Source organism: Methylomonas rivi (genome assembly GCF_024505165.1).
Classification (GTDB): domain Bacteria; phylum Pseudomonadota; class Gammaproteobacteria; order Methylococcales; family Methylomonadaceae; genus Methylomonas; species Methylomonas rivi.
Genome location: NZ_JANIBK010000005.1, coordinates 53,764 through 78,449, shown reverse-complemented (window position 1 = coordinate 78,449; position 24,686 = coordinate 53,764). Strand labels below are relative to the sequence as shown.

The following is a 24,686-nucleotide window of genomic DNA, read 5'->3' as shown; positions in this document are numbered from 1 at the left end:
GCGCGGGCGCTTGGGAATCCATCTCGCGCCGGGTCTGGCCGTTGTTGATAGAATTCTTAAACCGCTCACTGGACACCGGGTTTACGTGCCTTGCCGGCAACGCCTAAGCCCAGCAAACCAAACGCCATCGGAAAAATGGCCGCAGGCAGCGGCACGGTGGTAATCGATACGGACATGTCGACGGCCGACAGCGGATTAGCGTCGGCATCGCTCAACGTATTTCCGATTAGCGTCAGCTCGCCGGCGCCGGCATTCAGCACTTTGAAACTGACGGTGGCGAGGGTAAAACCATCGGCTTGCAGCGCGTTTAAATCGGCCGCGGCGTCCAACGACAACTCGAACAAATTCACCGTGCCCGCCGCGCTCAGCTCGGCGGAACGCGGGTTGGCGCCGAAATCGAACAGGTCCAATTGATTGCCCAGCAGGGTATCGCCAAACACGGCGCCGGTAAATGCCAGTTGGTTGGCATCAAAACGTAAATCCAGGTCGTAAGCACCCAACGAGGGCGAACCGCCCGCGCCCAAACCGGAAATGCCGATGCCGACATCCACGCTGTCGCCTGTTTGGGTAATTTGGCTGATGCTCAAAATGAGGAAGGAAGGGGTCGGATTTACGAAGACGCTGGCCTGCGATAGGCCGGCGAACATCAGTAGTGCCGTCAAACTGCATAATCTGTGTATTTTTGGGTTCATGTCGTTAGCCCTGATGCGTGATGAGTATTAGCCGATTTACGCCGCGCAGCGCGGTCTGGTGCATAACAGCGTTTGTTTGCGCGCATCCAATGCATTGATCGCGCCGTTATGATCCAAGTCCCTGGGGTCGTTCGGGCCGGCGGCCGGTTTGTTGCGGACCGCCAGCACGAGATTCACATCCAACTGGTCGACGTCCTTGTCGCCGTCGATGTCGCCGGGCACGGTGATGGTTTCGCAGCTATCCGGCAGGTGGTTGGCGTTGATGTCGCCGCTCAGGCGCTGCTGAATGTCGACAACGTCGGAGACGGCGTTGTCGTTGCAGTCGGGAAACACATTCAGATAGTAAACGTCCTGCTCGCCGTTATAAGTCGCGGTGTAGGCCACATGCGCGCCGTTGGCGTCCGAAACCAAGTGGCTGTAGTCGCCCAGCTTCTGCGCGCCCAGCGGATACGCGATGTGGGTGTTAAATGGCACCGTCACCGGCTGGTTCCGGCTCCAGGTCAGGCCGCCATCCCAGGAATAAGCGTAATACAACTGGGACACCGCCGGTTGCAGACTGCCGCGCGTGTCATACCAGACGGCGTCGATACGCGAATTGGGCGCCACGCCTTGCATGGCAAACCATTGATATGCGTTTCTGTCCGCTGGATCGGTGTTGAGCCTGAGCGGTGACGACCAGGTCTGGCCGCCATCCGTGCTGCGAATGAAATTCACGTCCTGATTGTCGGCCCCCACGGGATCGACCGAAGCCAACACATAGATATTGCCGCGCAGCGGTCCGTTCGACTGGTCGACACCGACCTGCACATCGCCGATAGGGCCATACTGATTGGGGTTGTTTTGAAATTGAAACATCACCGGCGAACCGCCCAGATTAATTTCCTGGGTGGTGAAACTCGGCGTGGCCGATGGATCGCGGGCGTTGAGCGAGGTCGAAAACAGATAAGCGCTGAACACCAGTTTGGCGCCGACCAGTTCTCCCGATTCGGTTCTGCCGCCTATATAGACCTGCCCTTCCGGTCCGACCGCGATAGTGCCGAATGCCGGCCGGCCGGGAATGCTGACCGGCTGGCCGTAACTGGCGCCGCCGTCTATGGAACGGGTGAAGTGCCTGTCGTCCAGGCCTTCCCGCCAGTGCACATAGATATGGCCGTCGCTGGCCGTGCCGCTGCGATCGATGCCGATGCGTCCCTTGTCCGCGCCTTCGCCGTGGGCATACGCCGGATCAAGCCAACTGACGCCGCCATCGACCGACTTGAAAACTTGTACATCCTGCGCGTAATCGCCGCCTGGACCGTAATGCAAGTTCTGGTAATAAAAGTTTCCGGAGGAATCCACATCGACCATGATATTGGTGCGCTGTTCTCCCGGCGTCACCACGCCTTCAAAATGCCAGTTTTTGCCGCCGTCATCGCTGTAAGCCCAACCGCCTTGACGATTGCCGGACGACACCGTGCCGAACTGTTTCCAGCCCGCGACCAATTTTTCGGGATTATTCGGGTCGAAGGCGATGGTAGGCTCGTGCGCGGCATCGCCGACGATGTTTTGCCCGGCGGCGTCGACATTCATTTGCACGCTGGTATAGCTCCCAAAGCTGAATTGCGCTGGCAGTACCGTCACGGCTTGGGCGGCCCCCGCCCCGCCCATCAGCATCAGCAACAGGCCTGAATTCAGCTTGCCGGCAAAACGCGGCGACGCCTTGCCGAACCGTTTTTCCCCTGTGAATTGGCGGCTCATTGCAACTTCCCGCGGCGGAAACCGGCAAAACCCAAGCCCGATAGTCCCGAAACAAACAGCCATGCGGCGGCCGGCACGGGCACGCTACTGATCTGTCCGCATCCCGAGTAGGCGCCGACGCCCAGGCAAAAATCCCCGACATCAAGCTGCACCGTATTTTGTAACAGCCCCGCATTTTCCGGGCTTAACAATAAATCGCCGCTCAGCTTCCAATTTTCGGCATCGCCAACCACGATAGCCAGATTGGCGAGATCGTAGACCACCATGCTAAAACTGACGTTATTTTGCAGATACCATCCGCTCGGCAAGGGAATGGTTGATTCATAATCCTCCCACGTAGCCGCACGGCTGGCTGGATTGTAATGGAGCGAATAGTCGCCGGCGATCAAGGCGCCGTTGTACAGGCCTTTATACAACTCGATACCGGTCATGCCGAGCACGCCGGTCGCGGTCAGCGCTTCGGAATCGACGGCAAAATTCGGCGAGGTGGATTTAACATGCCGATTCGGTGCTTGACCGGCCGGATGGTCCGCACTGACGGGCGTAATGTCGTGCACTAGGTTTAAGGCCGAAACTTCCGTCCGCAAAGGATTGTTGAAATAAAAGGATGAATCGGATCGGGTGGTGTAATCCGACTCTAACGTGTCGTAATAGTGAACTAAAAAGTGCCCGGGGTTGCTAAGCGTGCCCTGTGTTGAAAGCGCCAGCGCGTCTCTGTCCAAGTTCATCGTGAAGGTGCCTCCTTGATTGGCGTTGAGCAAGGCCGCATCGGCGGAAGCCGAGGCCAGAGCGATGAGCGTTATCGTAAGCGGCAAGGGTAATTTATGGCGTTTTGCGTTGTTGGATTTCATTGTGTTACCTATGAAAAATGCGTTTTAGGTGCGCCATTTACGAAAGTTTGCACCTACGCCGACTAAAGCGGAGGCGAACAGCCAGATAGCCGGAGGCAGGGGAACCACGGCGGTTTGAAAACTGAATGTGCCGATACGCGTATCGTTTAAGCGGGCGACGGATGCGCCCAAATGATCGAAGCCCCAACCGAAGCCCAGATTGCCGTTTAGGGTTAGACTGTCGCCGGTCAGATTGGTCGTTACATCAAATAGCTCGAACGCATCGGCATCGAAGCCGATATGATTGACCAGCAACCAGCCGGAGCGGCCTGGCGTGGCGTTTTCCAGTTCCGGATGGTATTCCAGGGTCATGTCGCCCAGCAGGATTCGGTTACTGGGCGGGGTGACATCCACCCGGAAGCGAATCGCTCCGCCGAGGCCTATGCCGCCGTTCGCGGAGCCATACAGATTGTTGGGATCGAAGGAAAAATCGGTCGCCCGATTTTGACGTCCGGCGGGATTGGGCGGGATGCTTGCGCCATTGACGGCGTATTCCAGGCCAATGGCGGAAATTTCATTGGCTGCATAGTCCGTTAAATTTGCGGGCGTATTCTGTTCCCGTAGCTCTAAAAAAGTTTTCGTTGCCGCGCCGGCATCCCAAAACTCTTCCACATAGATAGAGGGCGCGGGGGTGTTATCCAGAATTGTGCCTGCTATCAAGGCATCCCGATTCAAATTCAGAATCAGCGACCCGCCCGTTACGGTAGCCGCTTGCGCTCCAGCGCCGCCCAGGGCGGTTAAAACGGCAATCACAGCCATGGCCGGTATTTGCCGAACAACATTAAATAAATTGATTTTCATGAATTTTCTCTGTTTGAAATCTGTTGACCTGATTGTTTGCGACCCGCCACGGCCGTGAAACCGGCTAATCCGCTACCGAACAGCCAAACCGCTGCCGGCAGCGGGACCGCCGACACCTGCCCGCATCCCGCGTAAGAACCCGTGCCCAGGCAAAAATCCCCGACATCGTTGAGGGAGGCGCCTTGCAACATGCCGCCGTTTTCCGGCGACATCAATAAGTCGCCACTGAGCCGCCAGTTGTCGGCGTCGGTAAACGCCAAACTTACATTGCTGAAATCGTACACAGCCATTGTGAAGTAGATATTGTTGGCCAAATACCAGCCGGTTTGACCGCCGCTTTGTCTATTCGCGTCGTAAGCGACAGAAAAGTCGCCGTTCAAAACGCCGCCGCCGCTGGGTGGCCAGGAAGGCGCATAAAAGCCTTGGACCCCGATCATGCCAATCCGGGTGCCGACCACACCGGCCAGCGTATCGGAATCGATGCCGAAGCCCGCCGACGTCGCTTTTACGAAACGTTGCCCAGGCTGGTTGATCGGATCGCTGCCGACCGGGGTGAGACCGAACACCCGATTGACGGCGGAAATTTCCGTCGCGGCAATATTGCCGGCCAAATAGCTGCCGGTATTGGCTGGATTGCTGATATCCGAGGCAGCGCCATCCCAGAAAGTCGATAAAAAATAGCCGAAATAAGGCGCCAGCGCGTTACGGTCCAGATGCATGGTAAACGTGCCGCCGGCCGGGGCATTCAAAATCGAGGCGTTAGCGCTTGATGAGAACAACGTAGCGCATACCGCCAGCATCGCCGTTACGGCAAATGCTTTAGAAGCATGCAATGTTTGTGTGGTTTTCATACATTTCCCTGCAAATTTGCCGGTTTGCCATGGTTCGCTTTGAAACCCCTGTCGCCCGGAGAATGCCGGCATCAGGGCGAAGCGCTGATGCCGGACAAGGTCGGCCATTGGATTCAAGGGACCGGTTACAGTTTGCGGAACCTGGAGCCCGTAAAAGACACACGCTCCAGGCAACCTCAACCCGAGGGCCTTATGCGGCGGCCTTAGACTTTCCGCGGGAAACGCCTAGCAGACCGAGCAGACCGCTACCGAACATCCAGACGGCGGCAGGTACCGGCACGGCGGCCGGTGTCAAGCTCAAATGCCCGACCACGAGATTTTGATTGGCAATCTGAACGCCCAGGAATGAACTCCAGGTCAAACCGAAAATGCTGCTGGCCGTAGTCGGACTCATGCCGCCGCCGAAGATCAAATCGCCGGATAGGCTTAACTGGCCGCTGCCATCGACGGATTCAACGGCATTGGCAAGTTGCAGGAAGGTTGTGTTCTGAAAGGATGTGTCAAAGGTAACCAGATTCCAGACTCCGCCGAACTTTGCCAGCTTAAAATCGTATGGAAACAAATCGCCCAGTGCACCCGTCATGGTCAAGGCGCCGCTCAAGCCGATTTGTCCAACGGCGGTATTGCCGCTGTCCATGGTTGTAGCCTGTAACGTACGGTTGCCCGGGTAACTGACGGTGGCGACATTGGTATTGACCGGAAACAGCATGTTTGTAGTGGAACTGCTACCGCCGGCCAAACTTCCCGTGATGGCGGTCGTGTTAAAGCTGGCATCAAAAAAATTGTCGACGGTCCAACCGCCAGTTGCGGTGCTGAAGGCGGTATTATCGATGCTAATGGTGGCGTTGCCGGTCACCAGGGCGGCACTGGCGGTTGCGGGCGCCAGCAAACCGGTGAAAGCGGTGAAGGCCAGGACGCCGGCGGCGGCTAATTTAAAGCTATTGGTGTTCATAATGGTCATTTATCCTTAATTGATTACAGTAAAAGTTAATCTCCAAGTTTCGGCCCTGAAACCGTCAAAAGAGGCAAAAACGGTTTCAGGTACGCTCTTGAAGGTAACCCGGCTGTCTCGTCTTCCAAGACCCGTGGCTTTCCGGCTCCGCCTCGCGGCGGATGTGGCGATGAAGAGCGCGCGCGGTTGCCTGGTGAAGCATGACCGTTTGCTGGAATCATTGCTCTTCTACTACTAAGCCGTTCGACCGTAAAAATCGACTACAAAAAATATGAAAAAAATTTTCAATAAAGCCGTCTAATTGGAGATAAATTCTCCAAGCATATGAAATTAAACGAAAATAAATTTATTGATTTTGCCAGTTAGCGTTTTAATTGCTCGTGGGTAACGTACAGCGGTTTCGAGAGCGAAGCCGCGGAGCTTTGGCGGGATGTAACGCAACCTGTAAAAAGCGGGTGCTGGGCCGGCGGATGTGTCGGGAAGGCGGTTTGAGCCTGTTAAAATTTCACCATGGTCGTAACAAACACCGATACGCCGCCGGCGGGCGCGACGCGGCCGGCGAAATAACCGTAGGGTTGAAAGTAGTCTTCATCGGTGAAGTTTTTAACCGTGGCCGCCAGCTTGAATCGTTGGCTTTCATAGGCGATGGCGGTATCGAAGCTGTGGTAACCGCCGGTTTTGAATATATTATTATTGGACAAATAGGCGCCCGAACGCAGGTAAACCCCAACGCCCATGCTCCAACCCTTGAGCTCGGGCTGCTGGAAACGGTAATTGACCCATAACCTGCCCGAGTCTTCAGGCACCATGGCCAGGCGGTTGCCGGCCGCCACGCCGGCCAGATCGTCGGTAAATTCAGCCCAGGTGTGAGCATAATTGGCCAATACGCCGATTTTTTCGTTGGGTTGCCAGATCAAATCCGTTTCAAAGCCGTGGGAACGCTGCTGTCCCGCGGCGATCGAGCGCAAGCCGGGATCCCGGGCATCCGTGACGGCTACGTTACTGCGCTCGATTCGGTACACCGCCATCTGTCCGCTGAGTCGGCCGGAGAAATCGAATTTAAGGCCGGCTTCAATCTGCCGGGATAGTTCCGGCCGCGGCGCTCCGGAAAAATTCACGAACGGCTGGCCGCGCATGCCTTCGCTGTAGCCGGCAAATAAGGACACTTGGTCCGTCACATCGAATACGCCACCGATACGCGGCAACGGCTTTAAGGTCTGGGTTTTGGCTTCAGCGCCGCTGGTTTTATCCTGGAAATCGATTTCCAGGCCGCCCAACCTGAGACTGCACAATTGATGAAAACGTTTGTAAAAAGAGCTTTGCAATTGCGCGTAGCCGCCGTAGGTGGTGTTTCTGACCGACGGACTGTTGATTGAGGCATCCGGATTACCGTAGGCAACCGAAAATTCCGGCGCCATCAAATCAACCGCCCCCACACCTAGCCCGTATGGGCCAAGATCGGCATTGATAAAGCCCTCATCGTTCAGTTGGCTGTAATCGGCGCCGAACAGCAGGGTGTTTTCGCTGGGGCCGATTTCGAATTTCGCCAGCGCATTACCCAGCACGCTATATTCTTCCTGGCGTTGAAACAATTCGGCATTGGTTAGCGCCCAACCGGAAGGCGGCATTAACGGTAAATCAGCTACAAAACCGTCACTACCGAACAGGCTTTGCACTTTCTGGTCGAATTCGGAATATGCGTAACGGGCTTTTAAATTCAAAGACCAGACGGCATTGATTGTGTGATCCAGCGATCCCCAAACGCTATCGGCATTTGAACGGCTCTCGGAGATGTCGGCAGGGCCAATGAAGGTTTCCGGACGAACGCGGAAATCGCCCGCAATGGCGCCGGTTGCCGGCAAGCCTTGGTAATCGGGTTGCTCCCAGCGCGATATTTTGCTTTGCAGGGTGAGCGTGGTGGTATCGTGATTGGTGAAAACCAACGTCGGATTGATATTGAAGCGTTGCGTTGCTACGTTGTCGACATGGCTGCCGGAAGCGGTATATTCTCCAGTGACGCGGAACAGTACATTGTCGTGTAGCGGCCGATTCCAGTCGAAATAGGGCTGATGGAATGCGTGGCTGCCCATCCTGTAGCCGGCTTCGGCAAAAGCCTCCGCTTTGGGAAGCTTGGAGATCAGGTTTACCACGCCGCCGACGGGAGAACCCGAGCCTCCGCCGTACAACACGGCGTTCGAGCCTTTCAGCACTTCGATGCGCTCCAGATTGACCATGCTCTCGCGATCGCCCGGATTGTAGTATTGGGTAAAGCCGTCCAACAGTTGCTCCGCCCGAAACCCGCGAATCAAGGTGCCTTCGACAACCGGCGTGTACAGCACGTGGCGCGGCACCACGGCGCTGACATTTTGCAGGGCTTCGCTGACGGTAATGTTTTGCTGGTCGTCGATCAGCGAACGTTTAAGGGTTTGTATCGATTGCGGAATTTGTTTCACCGGCGTAGCGGTTCGGGTCGCGGTAACGGCATGGACGGCCCGGTAACTTTGCGGTTCTTCGGCAGGCAGTGCGCGGCCCGTATCCGCACCGTCGCCGCCCGCCCTTTGCCCTAGCACCGTTACCGGAGCCAGGGTTGCCGGATCCGGCGGCGTTGCCGTTGATTCGGCCTCAACCCGCCGAATCAATGTCACGGTATCGCCATCCAGAAACCGGTAATCGAGGCCGGTATCCTTGAGCAGGGCCGCCAAGGCCTGCTCGGCAGGCATGCTCCCCTCCAAGCCGCCGACCCGAATGCCTCGGACCATGTCCGCCGAGAAAACCAACTCAAGTTTCGAGTCGGCGGCAAATTTAATCAATGCATTGTTCAGGCTTTGCGCCGGAATAGCGTAGGCCGTCCGCGCGCCATCCGCCGCGCCAGCCTGCGCGCACCAGAGGATAGCGGACCATATGGCAGGCCAAAGAGGCCACTCCCGCCGGGCGTTTTTCATCCCAACGGCCCCGGCGCCAAAACGATGCGCTTTACACGGCCCCATGCGGCCAAGCCGGACCTAACCCCGGTTTGCCTCGCCGGCCCGTGCGCATGGCGTTGCCAACAAACGCGTTGAACGCCCTTACAGGCCTGCCTGCCAAAATATGCTTTCAAAACCATCCCTATGACTGTGCGATCCTAAACAATACATCTTAATAAGCCGTTTCGGAAACAGCATTAACCAGCGCACAATGCGTTTCGATAGCGATTCCGCAACCGCCGGGCACAAACCATGCATGCCGTTTTTACCAAGCAGTTCGCCCCCACCTTGCGGGCATTATTCATGAGCCTGAGCGCGATGCGGACTGAATGAGCGTCGGAAGGGAATAAGCCGTTTGCGGCCGGATGCCGCGGTTCAACGATGCAACAAAATCCACCATCCGGCTAATCTGGTTTGTTTCAGCCCCAGTACATCGGATACGGAATCGACGATCTGGTCAGGATGATCGAGCGAGAACACTCCCGTTACCCGTAGCCTGCTCAATTCAGGATCGGCCAGGAATACGCGTCCGACACGGTAGCGGTTGAGTTCGGCCACCAACTCGCTCAACGGCCGGTCGTTAATGGACAAGCGATGCTGCTGCCAGGCACCGGCCTGATCGAGTTCAACCGGCTCCAGTTGCGGCAAAGCGCCATCCAGCCGATAACGCAGCTTCTGGCCGGCCTGTACGGTCAATGCGGCTGCGGGCGTTTTTTGCTGCAGCCCATTGATATCGACCCTGACCGCGTGTTGCTGAACCGTCACGCTCACCTCATCGGCGTCCGAGCGATAAACCTCAAAAACGGTTCCCAAGGCCCGTGCCCGTAAATCGCCCGCTTTCACCTCGAACGGCCTATGAAGATCCTTGGCTACCGTAAAGCGGGCTTGACCATGATGCAAGGTGACGACCCGTTTCGACTCGCCGTAATCGACGGAAACCGCGCTATTGGTATTTAGCAGCACTTCGCTGCCGTCAGCCAATTGAATATTGCGGAATTCGCCGGTTTCCGTATGGACATCACTTAACAACCTATCCAGGGGATGCGAATTGTCGGGCATTACCAGTATCACGGCAAACAGCCAGACCGCCGCCAGACTCAGTAAAACCGGAAGCAGGCGCCGGTAACGAACGGGGGCTTGATTGGCTTGGCGGTTTTTGCGCATCCCTGCCGCCGAAGTCATCCGTGCGATGTTACCGGCATCCGCTTCCGGTTGGGAACCGGGCATTACCGCAAGCACCATATCGTCGAACAAGTCTTCGGCATAACCAAATGCCTCCGCATGGCGGTAATCTCGGGCCAGCCAATCGGCAAATGCGCCCATTTCCGCTTCGGTCATATCATCCGCCCGCAGACGGACGAGCCACTCGATGGCCTGCTGCTTGAGCTCGGGTATCTTAGCGTCGTCTAAGCTATCGGGCATCGGTGCCATTCCAAATTCGATTCGTTACCGGTTAAAACGTATGCGGCCTTGAATCGGCTCAAATCCGGCCATAAAAGCCGCGCAATCGGCGAAGTCATTCGTTAATTCTCTGAGCGCAATGCGCCATCGCCCTGGCTAAATGCCGGCCGACCATGGATACCGAAATACCTAATCTTGCCGCGATTTCAGAGTATTTCAGGCCTTCGATTCCATGCAATAAAAAAACGGTACGGCAATCCGGGGGCAATTCATCCAAGGTGCTTTTCAATTTATCCAAGCGTTGCCGGGCAATTAAGCTTTGCTCGGGGCCGATTGCGGTAGCTTCGGTTAGGGTCTCGGTTTCCCCGTCCACCATATACCGGCTCCTGACCGCGGCTTTGCGCTGATAGTCGACCGCCAGATTCATGGCAATATGAAATGCCAATGCGCGGGCGTTATCAATGGGCAGATTGCTATTGTCCCGTTGCTGCAGGCGTATATAGGTTTCTTGAGTTAAATCGGCCGCGGCTTCCGCGCATTTCACTCGCCTGGTCAAAAACCGCCGCAACTCGTCCGCCAGCGTGTCATTCCATGCCAAATCCGCAGCTAACGCATTAGTTGTACTTACCATAAATTACGAACAAGTTTTCCTTAAAGTTGACACGGCCGCTCCGCAGCCAGAAACCATTCCTTTTCTTCCGTGGCGGCAAGACATCCGATCGGTGAAGATTTTAAAAATCCGGCAGATGAGCCCGCGCGCAAGATGATATGCCAAGGTCCGAAATCGGCGGCACTCCGTCGGCAAAGCGCCCAGGTCATCAAAATTACTACCGACTTGGTCATCATATAGCAGAATCGTGCTAAGATGGCGGTTTTTAATTCATAGGTACCGTTATGGCAAAAGAAGACCAAATTGAAATGGATGGCAAGGTTATCGACACCCTGCCTAACACCATGTTTCGTGTCGAACTGGAAAACGGGCATATCGTAACCGCTCACATCTCCGGCAAAATGCGTAAACATTACATCCGCATCCTGACCGGCGACAAAGTCCGGGTAGAAATGACGCCCTACGACCTGACCAAGGGCCGCATTACATTCCGCAATCGCTAATCCCGCTTTACACGGGATTGCGACTGCTCTACCCGTTTAAACCATCTGATTCATTTCCGAAACCATGAGTTGCTTGCCTTCGACACCGAACGCCAGCTGATCGTTTTCGACAAAAATCCGCACATGCCCACCGTTTACCAAACGGCCGAACAATAGATCCTCGGCTAATGGCTTTTTGACCTTTTCCTGAATCAAGCGCGCCATCGGCCTTGCACCCATTTTTTCGTCGTAACCTCGTTCGGCCAGCCAAATCCGGGCATCGGTTTCCAGCGTCAAGGTGACGTTTTTATCGGCCAGAACCGCCTCAAGTTCGAAAATAAACTTATCGACCACGCTGCCGACCACGCTGATATCCAGCGGTTTAAACTGCACAATGGCGTCCAGCCGGTTTCTAAATTCCGGCGAAAAACCGCGTTCGATCACTTTCATGCTGTCGGTGGAGTGGTTTTGCTCGGTAAAACCTATCGAAGCCCGGCTGCCTTCCTCGGCCCCGGCGTTGGTGGTCATAATCAGAATCACGTTACGAAAATCGGCTTTACGGCCGTTGTTGTCCGTTAATGTGCCGTGATCCATGACTTGCAACAGCAGGTTGAACACATCAGGATGGGCTTTTTCCAACTCGTCGAGCAACAATACCGCATGCGGGTGTTTGGTTACCGCCTCGGTCAGTAATCCGCCCTGATCGAAACCCACATAACCCGGCGGTGCGCCGATCAAGCGCGACACGGTATGCCGCTCCATGTATTCGGACATATCGAAGCGGATCAGCTCTATACCCAACACCTTGGCCAATTGCCGGGTCACTTCGGTTTTACCCACCCCGGTAGGTCCCGCAAACAGGAACGAACCGATGGTTTTAGTGGTGTCGCGCAGGCCGGCCCGCGATAGCTTGATGGCGGAGGCCAGCTCCGAAATCGCTTCGTCCTGTCCAAACACCAACATTTTCAAATTTTTCTCCAGACTGGCCAATTTGTCCTTGTCGCTGGAAGAAACCGACTGCGCCGGTACCCGGGCGATTTTAGCGATGATCTCTTCAATATCGGGCGCATCAATGGTGGCTTTACGCTCGCTTTCCACGAACAAGCGCTGTCTCGCGCCCGCCTCGTCGATAACGTCAATGGCTTTATCCGGTAAATGTCTGTCGGTGATATACCTGACCGACAATTCCACGGCGGCCCGCAGGGCTTCCTGCGTATATTTAAGGCCGTGATGCTCTTCAAAACGGGTTTTAAGTCCTTTCAAAATCTGTACCGCATCCTCAACAGTAGGCTCGACGACATCGATTTTTTGGAAGCGTCTGGCCAAGGCATGGTCTTTCTCGAAAATGCCGCGATATTCCTGATAGGTGGTAGAGCCGATGCAACGCAGTTGCCCCGACGCCAACACCGGCTTGATCAGATTGGAAGCATCCATCACCCCGCCGGACGCCGAACCGGCGCCGATAATGGTATGAATTTCGTCGATGAATAAAATCGAATTAGGTTCTTTTTTAAGCTGCGCCACCAAAGACTTCAGGCGTTTTTCGAAATCGCCGCGGTATTTGGTACCGGCCACCAAGGCCCCCATATCCAGCGAATAAATCACATTGTTCAGCAAAATTTCCGGTACTTGCTCTTCGACGATACGCTTGGCCAAGCCTTCCGCAATAGCGGTTTTGCCGACGCCCGCTTCGCCGACCAGCAACGGGTTGTTTTTTCGCCGGCGGCATAAAACCTGTATGGTTCTTTCCACTTCCGAATCGCGCCCGATCAGCGGATCGATATTGCCCTTGATCGCTTCTTCATTCAGGTTGGTGGCGTACTTTTCCAGCGGGCTGGCCGTGGCGTCGCCGATACCGCGCTCGGTCTCGGTCTCTTCGCTAGGGCTTTGTTTTTGCTGTTGTTCGATTTTCGAGACGCCGTGCGCCAGATAATTAACCACATCCAGGCGGGTAATATCTTGCCGGTTCAGCAGGTAAACGGCATGCGAGTCTTGTTCGCTAAACAAGGCCACAAACAGATTGGCGCCGGTGACTTCTTTTTTGTCGGACGCCTGCACATGAAACACCGCCCGCTGCAGAACCCTTTGAAAACCTAGCGTAGGCTGGGTCTCTCGCTGTATACCTTCCGGAATCAGGGAAATGGTTTCATCGATGAAACGGGTCAACTCGGCCCGAAGCGCATTCACATTGCAACCGCAGGCAATTAATATTGGAATGGTGGTGACGTTATCCAGTAACGATAATAATAAATGCTCGACCGTTATAAATTCGTGCCGTTTGGCATGAGCACTTGTGAACGCCGCATTCAATGTCACTTCAAGTTCTTTACTTAGCATGGCTACCTCTCACGCTTCTTCCATCGTGCACATCAACGGGTGATGATGCTCCCTGGAATAATCATTAACAATATGTACCTTGGTTTCGGCCACATCTTTGGTGTAGGTGCCGCACACCCCCACTCCTTGCGTATGCACTTGCAGCATCACTTGAGTGGCTCTTTCCTGACTCATATTAAAAAAACCGGTGAGAATTTCGACCACAAAATCCATGGGCGTAAAGTCGTCGTTTAACAGCAATACCTTAAATAACGGCGGCCGTTTCAGCCGCGGTTTGGCGTGCTGTACGACAATATCGCCGTCATTATCTCTCATGGGATCGAAATCAGTCATTTTCCTGGTTTGCCTGTGTAATTCTGGGTTTTAACATAGCGCCTAAACAGGCAAATTTCAATCTTTACCCACATAAAAAACATTTCGCGTAAAATGCGCGTCCTTTAAGACTTTGCCAACACTCATGGTTTGGAAACCTCATGTTACTGTCGCCGCCGTCATCGAAAAAGACCAGCGTTTTTTACTGGTCGAAGAGACAACGGACAATGGCATTGCGTTCAATCAACCCGCGGGCCATCTTGAGCCCGGCGAAGATTTGATCGGCGCCGTCAAACGCGAAGTCCTGGAAGAAACCGCCTGGCAGTTTGAACCGGAAGCTTTGGTGGCCGTGCAGCTCTGGCGTAAAACCCCGGACTTTCCAAGCTTCGTGCGTTTTTGTTTTAGCGGCAGCGTACATAGCCATAACCCCGACCAAGCCTTGGATGCCGGCATTCTTGCCGCCCACTGGCTAAGCCGTGAGGAAATTTTGGCAAAACAGGCCCAATTACGCAGCCCACTGGTGTTAATTAGCGTGGATGAATATTTAAAGGGCCGGCACCATCCGCTCTCCCTACTGCACACATTTTTAGATTTAGCATGAGCAAACACATCATCGTCGGCATGTCCGGCGGCGTCGATTCTTCCGTCACAGCATTAACACTGCAAGAACAAGGCCATAAAGTCACCGGCTTGTTCATGAAAAACTGGGAAGAGGACGACGGTACCGAATATTGCACCGCGATGCAGGATCTGGCCGATGCACGGCAGGTTTGTGACACCCTCGGCATAGAATTAAAGACCGTCAATTTCGCCGCCGAATACTGGGATGAGGTATTTGAAGTATTTTTGTCGGAATTTAAAGCCGGCCGCACCCCCAATCCTGACATTCTTTGTAACAAACATGTCAAATTTAGGGCATTTTTAAACTATGCCATCGAAGACCTTGGCGCCGAATACATCGCCACCGGCCATTACGCCCGCGTCCGCGAACAGGACGGCGAGTTTCAATTATTGAAAGGCCTGGATCCCAACAAGGAACAAAGCTACTTTTTGTATGCCATGGGACAAAAAGCCCTGTCGAAAACCCTGTTTCCGATCGGCCACCTGCACAAACCGGAAATCCGCGCCATGGCTGACAGGGCCGGCTTCGCCAACAGCCGCAAAAAAGACAGCACCGGTATCTGCTTTATCGGCGAACGCAAATTCAAGGAATTCCTGCAGCGCTACCTACCTCATCAGCCCGGCGAAATGCGCACCCCAGAAGGCCAATATATCGGTCAACACCACGGCTTGATGTACTATACGCTGGGCCAACGCCAAGGCCTGGGCATAGGCGGCGTCAAGGATGCACCGGACGAACCCTGGTTCGTGCTGGAAAAAGACCTGGATAATAATGTACTGATCGTCGGCCAGGGCCACGATCACCCGCTGATGCTGCACAATACACTGGAAGCCGGGCAACTGGACTGGTGCGGCAACCAGCCGTTAACCGAAACCCTGCGCTGCGCCGCCAAGACCCGCTATCGCCAGCCGGATCAGGATTGTATCGTCGAACCGCTAGATGGCGGCACGCGCGTCAAAGTCCGTTTCGATGAGCCGCAACGCGCCATCACGCCGGGGCAATCGGTGGTGTTTTATTTGGGCGAGGTTTGTTTGGGCGGGGGGATAATTGAGTTCAAGGCAAACGAGAGCTAATGAAAGTCGATTTCAACAATGCCGCTCAACGCCATTATTTCGATGCCGAGTTGCTCTACGACAACTCGCGATGGGCTAATGCAGATCAACTTTATGGTTTGTCGTCTGAGTGTGTTTTAAAGCGAATCATTTCCGGCCTTGATCCAGCCAGCGTCGAGTCATCAACTGGCGACTTTAAAACAAAGAGTCATCGAAAACATTTCGACCAAGACGTTACCAAAGATTTATGGAATTATTTTTCCATAAACTTTGCCGGACGATTAGCGGCGAATCACCCATTACCGAATAACAATGAATTTAGTGATTGGGACATTTTTCAACGCTATGTTCATGATAATTGCATTGATCAACAACGGACTGCAGTGCATCGTTCGATAACCATAAGCCTACAGAACTTATTGCAACAATTATTTACTGACGGAGTTATTCAATGAACAATACTGTCAGATTTCAGGATGCCTTAACTAAAGCTATCGCTTTTACTGAAGAACACTATAATGCTTTAGGTTACGACCCGATATTGATTCGCGATTTGTTCGGCAAAGTCCGGTTATTTTTGCAATCAAATCAAACCGACCAACATAAAATATTGGCAAAAGAGCTCAGTACATTATTGGGCAATTTTTCTTATACTCCAGACGTCATTTTTTTATATCAACAAGACATTTTCAATAGTCGAAGTATTATCGAGTCACCGGATAAGATACTCATTCACGGCACGGATCGGCCTATCTACTTACTGGATAGACAAATCACCGGCCAAGACTGGCTGCGCCAACCTATTGAAGAAGCACCCCATCCGCCCAGGGTTACCTTATTCGGCATCAAAGGCGGCGTCGGCCGCTCGACTGCGCTCGCGATTTGGTCATGGTATTTGGCGAAACAAGGCAAAAAGGTATTAGTTATCGATCTGGACTTGGAATCGCCGGGCATAGGTCAAATTCTGTTGCCGCAAGAAAACACCGCAGACTTCGGCGTGGTCGATTGGTTAGTGGAAGAAGCGGTCGGCCAAACCGACGAATGGTTGTTGCGCGACATGGTCGCCACCAGTCCGTTAGCGGAAACAACTGAAGGTACTATACGGGTAGTATCTGCCGCTGGAAGCAAAGAACAGGATTATATTGCCAAACTATCCAGAGTTTATATGGACATCAATCAGGATGGCAAAATATTGGACTTCGCTCACCGAATTTCTAATTTATTACAGCAACTCGAAGTCCAAGAAAAACCCGATATTGTTCTATTGGATAGCCGTGCCGGTATTCACGACATTGCCGCCATTGCCATTACCCGCTTGACGGACATGGCTTTTTTATTTGCAGTCAATACGCCGCAAACTTGGCTGGCTTATCGGCATTTATTTACGCACTGGCAGAAATGGAATGTTAACCTAACAAAATTTCGGGAAAACTTAAAAATTGTCGCTGGAATCATCCCCGAGCTAGGCCGTGAAGATTATCTCTCTCGTTGCAAAGAATCCGCTTACGATCTATTTTCAGAAACCATTTATGAAACATCGGATGCAGAAGATATTGATAATTTTAATTTTCAACCCAGCGACGATACAGCCCCTCATTACCCGATAGAAATTTTGTGGAACATAGTGTTTCAAGAATTTAACCCTCAAGTCGAAGATTATTTCAAAATCAATGGCAATCAGATAAGCGCGTGTTACGGTAATTTTTTACAATCCGCGACTCTACTTGTTTTAGGAGAGTACATTTAAATGAAAAGTTTTTCCATTGATCCTCTTCGCCAAGCATTTTCGGTATTGCCAGAACAAGCCCATAATTCTGGCAATGAAGCAATCGACATGCGTTATTTTTACGTTCCATCTAATCATGCAAAAGCCTTACACCCCGATAATGTCTTAGTGGTCGGCATTAGAGGCTCGGGAAAAAGTGAATGGTGGAAAGAGTTGCAAAATCCCGATCTTCGTGAATTGGTTTCAGAACTTTCGCCTAGGGCTGAGTTGGGCAAAATTGATTGCTATGTAGGCTTTGGCGCCCCCAACGATAAGCGCTATCCAACTAAACGGGTATTTGAAGACCTTCTAGGCAAAAACATTTCAGCACAAATAATATGGCGAACGGTAATTGCCTGGTCATTACTTGATACGAAATATTTCCCGCCGAAACTCAGTTCATGGCAAGATCGGATAACTTATTACCAAACCCATTTCGAAGCCATTGACAACCAATTACTTGATCTTGATAACGAGCTTGTTACCAAAAACAGAAAGGCAGTTATTTTATTTGATGCTTTAGAACGCACCTCTGACTCTTGGAATTATTTGAGACAAATATTAAAAGGCTTGCTTCAGGTTGGCCTGGATTTTCGATCTTATCGAGCCATTCGATTAAAGATATTTGTAAGACCGGACATGCTGGAAGACCCTTATGTCACCAACTTCCCAGACAGCTCGAAATTAACCAATAATTCCGCTAAGTTAGACTGGACTAAGATAGAACTTTTTAATCTTTTATGGCAATACTTGGGTAATGCATCAACAGGCGGCCAAGAATTTAGAGATGAGTGTGCACGCTTTTTCAACCAGCATTGGAAACAATATCAGAAATTTAATATTTGGATTATTCCGGAAGAAATGCAAAAGGATGAAAAACTACAGCGAAACATATTCCATGCACTAGCTGGAGAATGGATGGGGCCAAATGCAAAACGGGGTTTTCCATATATTTGGTTACCTAATCACCTTGGCGACGCTCACGGCAAAGTTAGCCCCAGAAGCTTTCTTACTGCCCTGAGCGAGGCCGCTACGGCCAACTTAATTAAGGACCAGAAACACCCTTTGCAATATCAGGCTATCAAAAAAGGTGTGCAAGAAGCCTCAAAAATCCGTGTTGAAGAATTCAAAGAAGACTATCCGTGGGTTCATTTGCTAATAGGTCCATTAAAGGGATTAAGCGTACCTTGTCCATTTGAATCGATAGCAGAAAAATGGGAAGAACAAAATACCCTAATTACTTTAACTGATCGCTTACGTAATACAGACGAAAACACGGTAAAACTTCCTCCAAGTCGCCTCGATCAAGGCCCATCGGGCGTCAAGCAAGATTTAGTTGACTTAGGCATCTTCGAAATAAAACGCGATGGCAGAATCAATCTTCCCGATGTTTATAGAGTTGGTTATGGCTTAGGTAGAAGGGGCGGAGTACCTCCCGTGAAATAATTACTCCAAAAAGTTATTACCCATTCAAAATTTCTATTCATTCAACCATTTTGAACCCATGACTCACACATCACTCACCGCCATCTCCCCCATCGACGGCCGCTACGCCAACAAAGTTGACGCCCTCCGCCCCATCTTCAGCGAATACGGTCTGATCCGTTACCGGGTCGAAGTGGAAGTGCGCTGGCTGCAAGCCTTGGCCGCCGAAGCCAAGATTGTCGAAGTACCCGCCTTGTCGGCCGATGCGATTGCTGTATTGAACGGCATCGTCAGTAATTTTTCCGAAACCGACGCCCAAGCAGTCAAGGACATCGAGAAAACCACCAACCACGACGTCAAGGCAGTCGAGTATTTCCTGAAGGAAAAAATCAAAGGCAACGCCGAGTTGCATGCCGTCAACGAATTCATCCACTTCGCCTGCACCTCGGAAGACATCAACAACCTGTCTTATGCCTTGATGCTGAAGGAAGGCCGCGGCCTAGTGCTGGGCGAGATCGACGCCACGATAGGCGCAATCAAACAATTGGCTTTGGACAGTGCCGAGCAACCGATGCTATCGCGCACTCACGGCCAATCGGCGACGCCAACCACCGTCGGCAAGGAATTCGCCAACGTCGCGGCCCGCATGCAACGGCAGCGCGATCAATTGGCCAAGGTCGAACTGCTGGGCAAAATCAACGGCGCGGTCGGCAATTACAACGCGCATAGCGTAGCCTACCCCGACGTGGACTGGCCGCAATTCGCGCAAAATTTTGTCCAGTCACTGGGTCTGACTTTCAACCCTTATACGATCCAAATCGAACCGCACGATTACCTGGCCGAATTTTTCCATGCCTTGTCGCGCTTCAATACTATTTTGCTGGATTTCGACCGCGACGTTTGGGGTTACATTTCGCTGGGTTACTTCAAGCAAAGAACCATTGCCGGCGAAGTGGGTTCATCGACCATGCCGCATAAGGTCAACCCGATTGACTTCGAAAATTCGGAAGGCAACCTGGGGCTGGCAAATGCCATATTCGGTTTTCTGGCCGACAAACTGCCGGTCTCGCGTTGGCAACGGGATTTGACCGACTCCACCGTGTTGCGCAACATCGGCGTCGGCATCGCTCACACCAGCATCGCCATTCAATCGACCTTGAAAGGCATCTCCAAACTGGAAATCAACCCGGCGTTGATCGACCAGGATCTGGATCAAAACTGGGAAGTGCTGGCGGAGCCGATCCAAACCGTGATGCGCCGTTACGGCATCGAAAAGCCTTACGAAAAACTGAAGGAATTGACCCGAGGCCAGCGCGTCACCGGCGAAGGCATGCGGGCTTTCGTGGAAAAACTGGAGATACCGGCGGCAGCCAAAGCCGAATTGATGGCGCTGACACCGCATAGCTACACCGGCTACGCTGCACAACTCGCCAAGAAAATCGGCTAACGCTTAGGATAGCTTGTTGCTGAACTTCATCTGGATATTTTTTTTCCTGAGCGCCTTCGCCACCGCCGCCTTTAAACTATTGGCATGGGGCGACACGCGGGTGTTTTCCGAATTAATGCAGGCGATGTTCAGCCTGTCCAAAACGGCGTTTGAAATTTCGCTGGGTCTCAGCGGCGTGCTGGCCCTGTGGATGGGGATCATGAAAATCGGCGAACGCAGTGGTTTTATCGAGCTATTGACCCGCGCGCTCAACCCTCTGTTCCAACGGCTGATGCCGGAAATTCCCGCGCATCACCCGGCATTGGGCGCGATAACCCTGAATATCGCCGCCAATATGCTGGGTCTGGATAACGCGGCCACGCCGATGGGCATCAAGGCCATGCAGGAAATGCAGACCCTGAATCCGCATCCCAAGCGAGCCAGCGACGCGCAAATTCTGTTCCTGGTTTTGAACACCTCGTCGGTGACACTGTTTCCGGTTACCATCTTCGCCTACCGCGCCCAACTGGGGGCCGCCAACCCTACCGATGTGTTTATCCCGATACTGATTGCCACCTATGTGTCGACCCTGTGCGGCCTGCTGGTGGTGGCATACGTGCAAAAAATCAATTTGCTGGACAAAGTCGTTCTGGCTTATCTGGGCGGTATCAGCGCTTTGATATTAGGGCTTTTGAGCTACTTTTCCGGACTGGACCAATCAACCATGCTGGAACAATCCGCGTTTGCCAGTAACGCTATTTTGTTTAGCTTGGTTACTGCGTTTATCGCGGCGGCAGCCTATCAAAAAATTAACGCTTACGATTTATTTATCGAAGGCGCCAAGCAGGGCTTTCATACCGCAGTCGGCATCATTCCGTATCTGGTGGCGATGCTGGTGGCCTTCGGGGTGTTTCGGGCCAGCGGCGCGCTGGAGTTATTGACCGGCGGCATCCGTTTGATCGTGGACTTTTTGCAACTCGATAACCGTTTCATCGACGGCCTGCCGACCGCGTTGATGAAGCCGTTCAGCGGCAGCGGCGCACGGGCGATGATGATAGACGCCATGCAAAGCCACGGCGCCGATTCGTTCGCCGGACGGCTGGCCTCGGTAGTACAAGGCAGCACGGAAACGACTTTTTATGTGCTGGCCGTCTATTTCGGCGCGGTTAATATTACTCATATCCGCCATGCCGCCGCCTGTGGCATCATCGCCGATTTGGGCGGAATTCTTGCCGCTATTTCGGTGACTTATTGGTTTTTTGGTTAAACCATATTGATGACAAATTATTTGATCATGTCGGGCTACGCTACGCTTTTATGCCCTTTAGGGCAAACCCAACCTACATTGTTTTATATTTCATGCAGATACATTTAAAAACCCTGGGCTGCCGCCTGAACGAAGCCGAACTGGAAACCTGGGCGCAAGCTTTTCAAGCCAAAGGTCACTCTGTCACCCGCAACCTGAGCGACGCGCAACTGGTAGTGATCAACTCCTGCGCGGTCACCCAGGATGCCGTGAAAAAATCCAAGCAATTGATCCGCCGCATTCATCGCGACAACCCGCAAGCCAAACTGGTGGTCAGCGGCTGTTACGCGACGCTGAATGAAACCGAAGCCGCGCAATTGATGGGGGTGGATTTGATCGTCGGCAACCGGGACAAAAACCGGCTGGTGGAAAAAGCCTTGACAGAACTCAACCTGGACAGCATGCCGGCGATGTCGACCGAACCCGGCGAAGTTTCGCTATTCAGCCGCGGCCGCCAGCGCGCCTTCGTCAAGGTGCAAGACGGCTGCCGCTACCGCTGCACCTTCTGCATAGTCACCGTCGCCCGAGGCGAGGAACATAGTAGACCCATTCAAGCTGTCATAGACGAAATCAACGCATTACAAAACCAGGGCATCAACGAGGCCATCATCACCGGCGTGCATCTAGGCGGTTACGGCAACGACATAGACAGCAATCTGGTTGAACTGATCAGCGAAATTCTGGCTAAAACCGAGATTCCGCGTCTGCGGTTGGGCTCCTTGGAACCCTGGGAGTTACCGGACGGTTTTTTCGAATTATTCAAGAATCCGCGCCTGATGCCACACCTGCATTTGCCTCTGCAAAGCGGCAGCGACAGCGTGTTAAGGCGCATGGCGCGGCGCTGCAAAACCGCGGAATTCGCCGAAATCGTCCAGCTGGCGAGAGCGGCGATCCCGCATTTCAACATCACCACCGACATCATCGTCGGTTTTCCCGGCGAAACCGAACAGGAATGGCGGGAAAGCTACGACTACATCCAAAACCTGGGGTTTGGGCATATCCATATCTTCAGCTATTCGCCGCGCGAAGGCACCAAGGCGGCGGGGTTGCCGGACCAAATCGGCCAGGAGATCAAGAAACAGCGCAGCAAACAGTTGCACGCATTGGCCGAGAGCATGAAGCAAGACTTCGTCTCCGCCAATTTAGGCTGTTTAGCCGACGTACTCTGGGAAGGCCACACCGAAAGCCTGGATAACGGCATGACCCGCTATTTCGGCTATACGCCGAATTATCTGCGGGTGGCCTGCGATGTGTCCGATGGGGCGAGCCTGGAAAACCGAATCCGCCCGGCCAAACTGCAAGCGGCTCGCAGTCAGTTTATCGAGACGGTATTGATTTAAAAGGCGCGTTGGGCCGAAAAACGTTCAATAAGGTTGCACCGGCGACAAACCTTCCTGTTCGTCGAGATTTAATACGTCATCCGCGGGTACATTGCCGTCGTTGACCAGATAATTGCGTTGCGAGAAATAGGCGCCGCGGAAAAAGGCATAACGGTCCAACGCCGCTTCGCTGGCAATGCGTTCGGTTTCCAGGTTGTCCGCCCGCAAATCCGCCGCGTTCAGCGCGCCCAAACCGCCCGATACGGCAGTGGACACCGTCGAAGAAGCGAAATAAATACCGGTATAACTGATGGGATTCATCGCCACATCGCCCGCCACCCCCAATACGCCGCGCGGCGAACTCGGCCCCAGCAAGGGCAACACCAAATACGGTCCGGTCGGCACGCCCCAATACCCCAAGGTTTGGTCGAAATCTTCATGGTGCTTGGGCAAGTCGACATTGCTAGCCAAATCGACAAAGCCGGCCAAACCCAAGGTGCTGTTTAACAGAAAACGGGTACCGTCGAATGCGCTTTGGGCGAATTTGCCTTGCAAGGCATCATTAATGGTGACGCGAATATCGCCGATATTGCTAAAAAAATTGGAAATGCCTTGATCGACAAAATCGGGGGTTATCCAACGGTATCCCTCCGCCACCGGCTTCATCACGTAATCGTCCACGCCGTCGTTGAAAGATTGCATACCGCGATTCCAGCCTTCCCAAGGATCGCTAGGATCCGTGGCCCGCACGGAGGCGCAGCCAGTCGACAACAATATGGTACTTAGGACAGTTAACAGCGTGCCCGTTGATTTGCTTCGCATCGGCCTTACCTCGCGCATCCCGATTGTTTGTATGGTTTCTTATGAACCCACCATAACATAGCTATTGCCTGTTTAGCCAGACCGGAAAAAATCCCGTATTCTTAAACGAAAAGACCGCACGCCAAAGGCAATGCGGTCTTGAATACTAGCAGCAGCAACAGCCCCGCTTAATACGGATTGGTATTCAGCGGCCCAAAACCTTCGTCTTTGAGATCTTCGAATTTCAGCACGTCGTCCTCCGGCACATTGCCGTCCTTGACCAAATAATTCCGGTTGGACAGGTAAGCATCGCGGAAAAATTGGTAACGGTCGACCGCCGCTTCGGTAGCCACCTTTTCCATGCCCAACAGATCGGAACGGGCATCGATGACCTTTAAGGCGCCGGAGCCCATCGATACCGCCGCGCCTATCCATTCCGGATTCAAATAGAAACCGGCATAAGTGATGGGGTTCATGGCGGCATCCCCAACCAAGCCGACGACGCCGCGCGGCGAACTCGGGCCGAACAGCGGCAACACTATGTAAGGGCCGGTCGGCACGCCCCAAACGCCCAGGGTCTGGTCGAAGTCTTCGTTATGTTTGGGCAAATCGACCATGCTGGCGACATCGACCAGACCGCCGACACCCGCCGTGGTATTCACCAGAAAACGGGCGGTATCCATGCCGGATTGCATGAATTTGGCTTGCAACAAATCGTTGGTAAAAACGCCAATATCGTCCAGATTACTAAAGAAATTGGTGACCGCTCGATCGGCAAAATCCGGCATGACCCAGTTATAGCCTTGGGCGACAGGCTTCATGACATAACTGTCCACGTCATCGTTAAACGACTGCACGCCCCTGTTCCAACTCTCCCAGGGATCACGGGGGTCGGGGCTCCGCACGGTCGCGCATCCATTCAATAACGCCATCGCCCCGATA

22 protein-coding genes and 1 riboswitch are annotated in these 24,686 nt (G+C 53.2%); of the genes, 9 read left to right on the top strand and 13 right to left on the bottom strand.

Annotation, left to right across the window (positions count from 1 at the left end; all coding sequences use genetic code 11):
* Positions 1–65: 65 nt before the first annotated feature.
* The 9 genes from NP596_RS02135 to NP596_RS02095 form a co-directional block, all read right to left on the bottom strand.
* Positions 66–692, bottom strand: coding sequence for a cohesin domain-containing protein (locus NP596_RS02135; RefSeq protein ID WP_256613557.1), 627 nt, complete (start codon positions 690–692; stop codon positions 66–68).
* 36 nt (positions 693–728) lie between these two features.
* The gene (locus tag NP596_RS02130; RefSeq protein WP_256613556.1) at positions 729–2,429 is read right to left on the bottom strand and encodes a hypothetical protein; all 1,701 of its coding nucleotides are present in this window, start codon (positions 2,427–2,429) and stop codon (positions 729–731) included.
* A complete protein-coding gene (locus NP596_RS02125; RefSeq protein WP_256613555.1) occupies positions 2,426–3,280 on the bottom strand; it encodes a VPLPA-CTERM sorting domain-containing protein in 855 nt (284 codons plus the stop codon). Before NP596_RS02125 ends, NP596_RS02130 begins: the two co-directional genes overlap by 4 nt.
* 24 nt (positions 3,281–3,304) lie before the next feature.
* On the bottom strand, positions 3,305–4,120 hold the full coding sequence (locus tag NP596_RS02120; protein ID WP_256613554.1) for a hypothetical protein: 816 nt from the start codon (positions 4,118–4,120) through the stop codon (positions 3,305–3,307).
* Positions 4,117–4,971, bottom strand: coding sequence for a VPLPA-CTERM sorting domain-containing protein (locus NP596_RS02115; RefSeq protein WP_256613553.1), 855 nt, complete (start codon positions 4,969–4,971; stop codon positions 4,117–4,119). Before NP596_RS02115 ends, NP596_RS02120 begins: the two co-directional genes overlap by 4 nt.
* Positions 4,972–5,161: 190 nt before the next feature.
* On the bottom strand, positions 5,162–5,923 hold the full coding sequence (locus NP596_RS02110) for a hypothetical protein (protein ID WP_256613552.1): 762 nt from the start codon (positions 5,921–5,923) through the stop codon (positions 5,162–5,164).
* A 99-nt stretch (positions 5,924–6,022) separates the two neighbouring features.
* Positions 6,023–6,101: riboswitch (cyclic di-GMP riboswitch) on the bottom strand.
* A 319-nt stretch (positions 6,102–6,420) separates the two neighbouring features.
* Positions 6,421–8,865, bottom strand: a complete 2,445-nt coding sequence (locus tag NP596_RS02105; protein ID WP_256613551.1) for a TonB-dependent siderophore receptor — start codon at positions 8,863–8,865, stop codon at positions 6,421–6,423.
* A 396-nt stretch (positions 8,866–9,261) separates the two neighbouring features.
* Positions 9,262–10,308: a FecR family protein gene (locus NP596_RS02100; protein ID WP_256613550.1), complete on the bottom strand. Its 1,047-nt coding sequence runs from the start codon at positions 10,306–10,308 to the stop codon at positions 9,262–9,264.
* A 94-nt stretch (positions 10,309–10,402) separates the two neighbouring features.
* The gene (locus NP596_RS02095) at positions 10,403–10,918 is read right to left on the bottom strand and encodes an RNA polymerase sigma factor (RefSeq protein WP_256613549.1); all 516 of its coding nucleotides are present in this window, start codon (positions 10,916–10,918) and stop codon (positions 10,403–10,405) included.
* Positions 10,919–11,181: 263 nt separating this feature from the next.
* Here NP596_RS02095 and infA point away from each other — a divergent pair, with 263 nt between their 5' ends.
* Positions 11,182–11,400 (top strand): translation initiation factor IF-1, encoded by a 219-nt coding sequence (infA, locus tag NP596_RS02090; protein ID WP_013819653.1) that lies wholly within the window; start codon positions 11,182–11,184, stop codon positions 11,398–11,400.
* A gap of 36 nt (positions 11,401–11,436) precedes the next feature.
* Here infA and clpA read toward each other — a convergent pair whose 3' ends face one another.
* Complete coding sequence (gene clpA, locus NP596_RS02085) at positions 11,437–13,716, bottom strand: ATP-dependent Clp protease ATP-binding subunit ClpA (RefSeq protein ID WP_256613548.1); 2,280 nt, start codon at positions 13,714–13,716, stop codon at positions 11,437–11,439.
* A 9-nt stretch (positions 13,717–13,725) separates the two neighbouring features.
* Positions 13,726–14,049: an ATP-dependent Clp protease adapter ClpS gene (gene clpS, locus NP596_RS02080; protein ID WP_256613547.1), complete on the bottom strand. Its 324-nt coding sequence runs from the start codon at positions 14,047–14,049 to the stop codon at positions 13,726–13,728.
* 124 nt (positions 14,050–14,173) lie between these two features.
* On the opposite strand from clpS, the gene NP596_RS02075 reads away from it, so the two are divergent.
* From NP596_RS02075 to mtaB, 8 genes are all read left to right on the top strand, one after another.
* Positions 14,174–14,629 carry an NUDIX hydrolase gene (locus tag NP596_RS02075; protein ID WP_256613546.1) on the top strand — a complete coding sequence of 152 codons (456 nt, stop codon included), beginning with the start codon at positions 14,174–14,176 and terminating at the stop codon, positions 14,627–14,629.
* Positions 14,626–15,723, top strand: a complete 1,098-nt coding sequence (mnmA, locus tag NP596_RS02070) for a tRNA 2-thiouridine(34) synthase MnmA (protein WP_256613545.1) — start codon at positions 14,626–14,628, stop codon at positions 15,721–15,723. The genes NP596_RS02075 and mnmA overlap by 4 nt, the downstream gene beginning before the upstream one ends.
* Positions 15,723–16,157 (top strand): hypothetical protein, encoded by a 435-nt coding sequence (locus NP596_RS02065; RefSeq protein WP_256613544.1) that lies wholly within the window; start codon positions 15,723–15,725, stop codon positions 16,155–16,157. Before mnmA ends, NP596_RS02065 begins: the two co-directional genes overlap by 1 nt.
* Positions 16,154–17,449, top strand: a complete 1,296-nt coding sequence (locus NP596_RS02060; RefSeq protein WP_256613543.1) for a KGGVGR-motif variant AAA ATPase — start codon at positions 16,154–16,156, stop codon at positions 17,447–17,449. Before NP596_RS02065 ends, NP596_RS02060 begins: the two co-directional genes overlap by 4 nt.
* Complete coding sequence (locus NP596_RS02055) at positions 17,450–18,913, top strand: hypothetical protein (protein ID WP_256613542.1); 1,464 nt, start codon at positions 17,450–17,452, stop codon at positions 18,911–18,913.
* Positions 18,914–18,971: 58 nt separating this feature from the next.
* Positions 18,972–20,339, top strand: a complete 1,368-nt coding sequence (gene purB, locus NP596_RS02050) for an adenylosuccinate lyase (protein WP_256613541.1) — start codon at positions 18,972–18,974, stop codon at positions 20,337–20,339.
* Positions 20,340–20,355: 16 nt separating this feature from the next.
* A complete protein-coding gene (locus tag NP596_RS02045) occupies positions 20,356–21,585 on the top strand; it encodes a spore maturation protein (protein ID WP_256613540.1) in 1,230 nt (409 codons plus the stop codon).
* Positions 21,586–21,677: 92 nt separating this feature from the next.
* Positions 21,678–22,964: a tRNA (N(6)-L-threonylcarbamoyladenosine(37)-C(2))-methylthiotransferase MtaB gene (mtaB, locus tag NP596_RS02040; RefSeq protein ID WP_256613539.1), complete on the top strand. Its 1,287-nt coding sequence runs from the start codon at positions 21,678–21,680 to the stop codon at positions 22,962–22,964.
* A 24-nt stretch (positions 22,965–22,988) separates the two neighbouring features.
* Here the strand turns inward: mtaB and NP596_RS02035 are convergent, their stop codons facing one another.
* Positions 22,989–23,765 carry an MlaA family lipoprotein gene (locus tag NP596_RS02035; RefSeq protein WP_256613538.1) on the bottom strand — a complete coding sequence of 259 codons (777 nt, stop codon included), beginning with the start codon at positions 23,763–23,765 and terminating at the stop codon, positions 22,989–22,991.
* 167 nt (positions 23,766–23,932) lie between these two features.
* Positions 23,933–24,676: an MlaA family lipoprotein gene (locus NP596_RS02030; RefSeq protein WP_371927883.1), complete on the bottom strand. Its 744-nt coding sequence runs from the start codon at positions 24,674–24,676 to the stop codon at positions 23,933–23,935.
* Positions 24,677–24,686 lie beyond the last annotated feature (10 nt).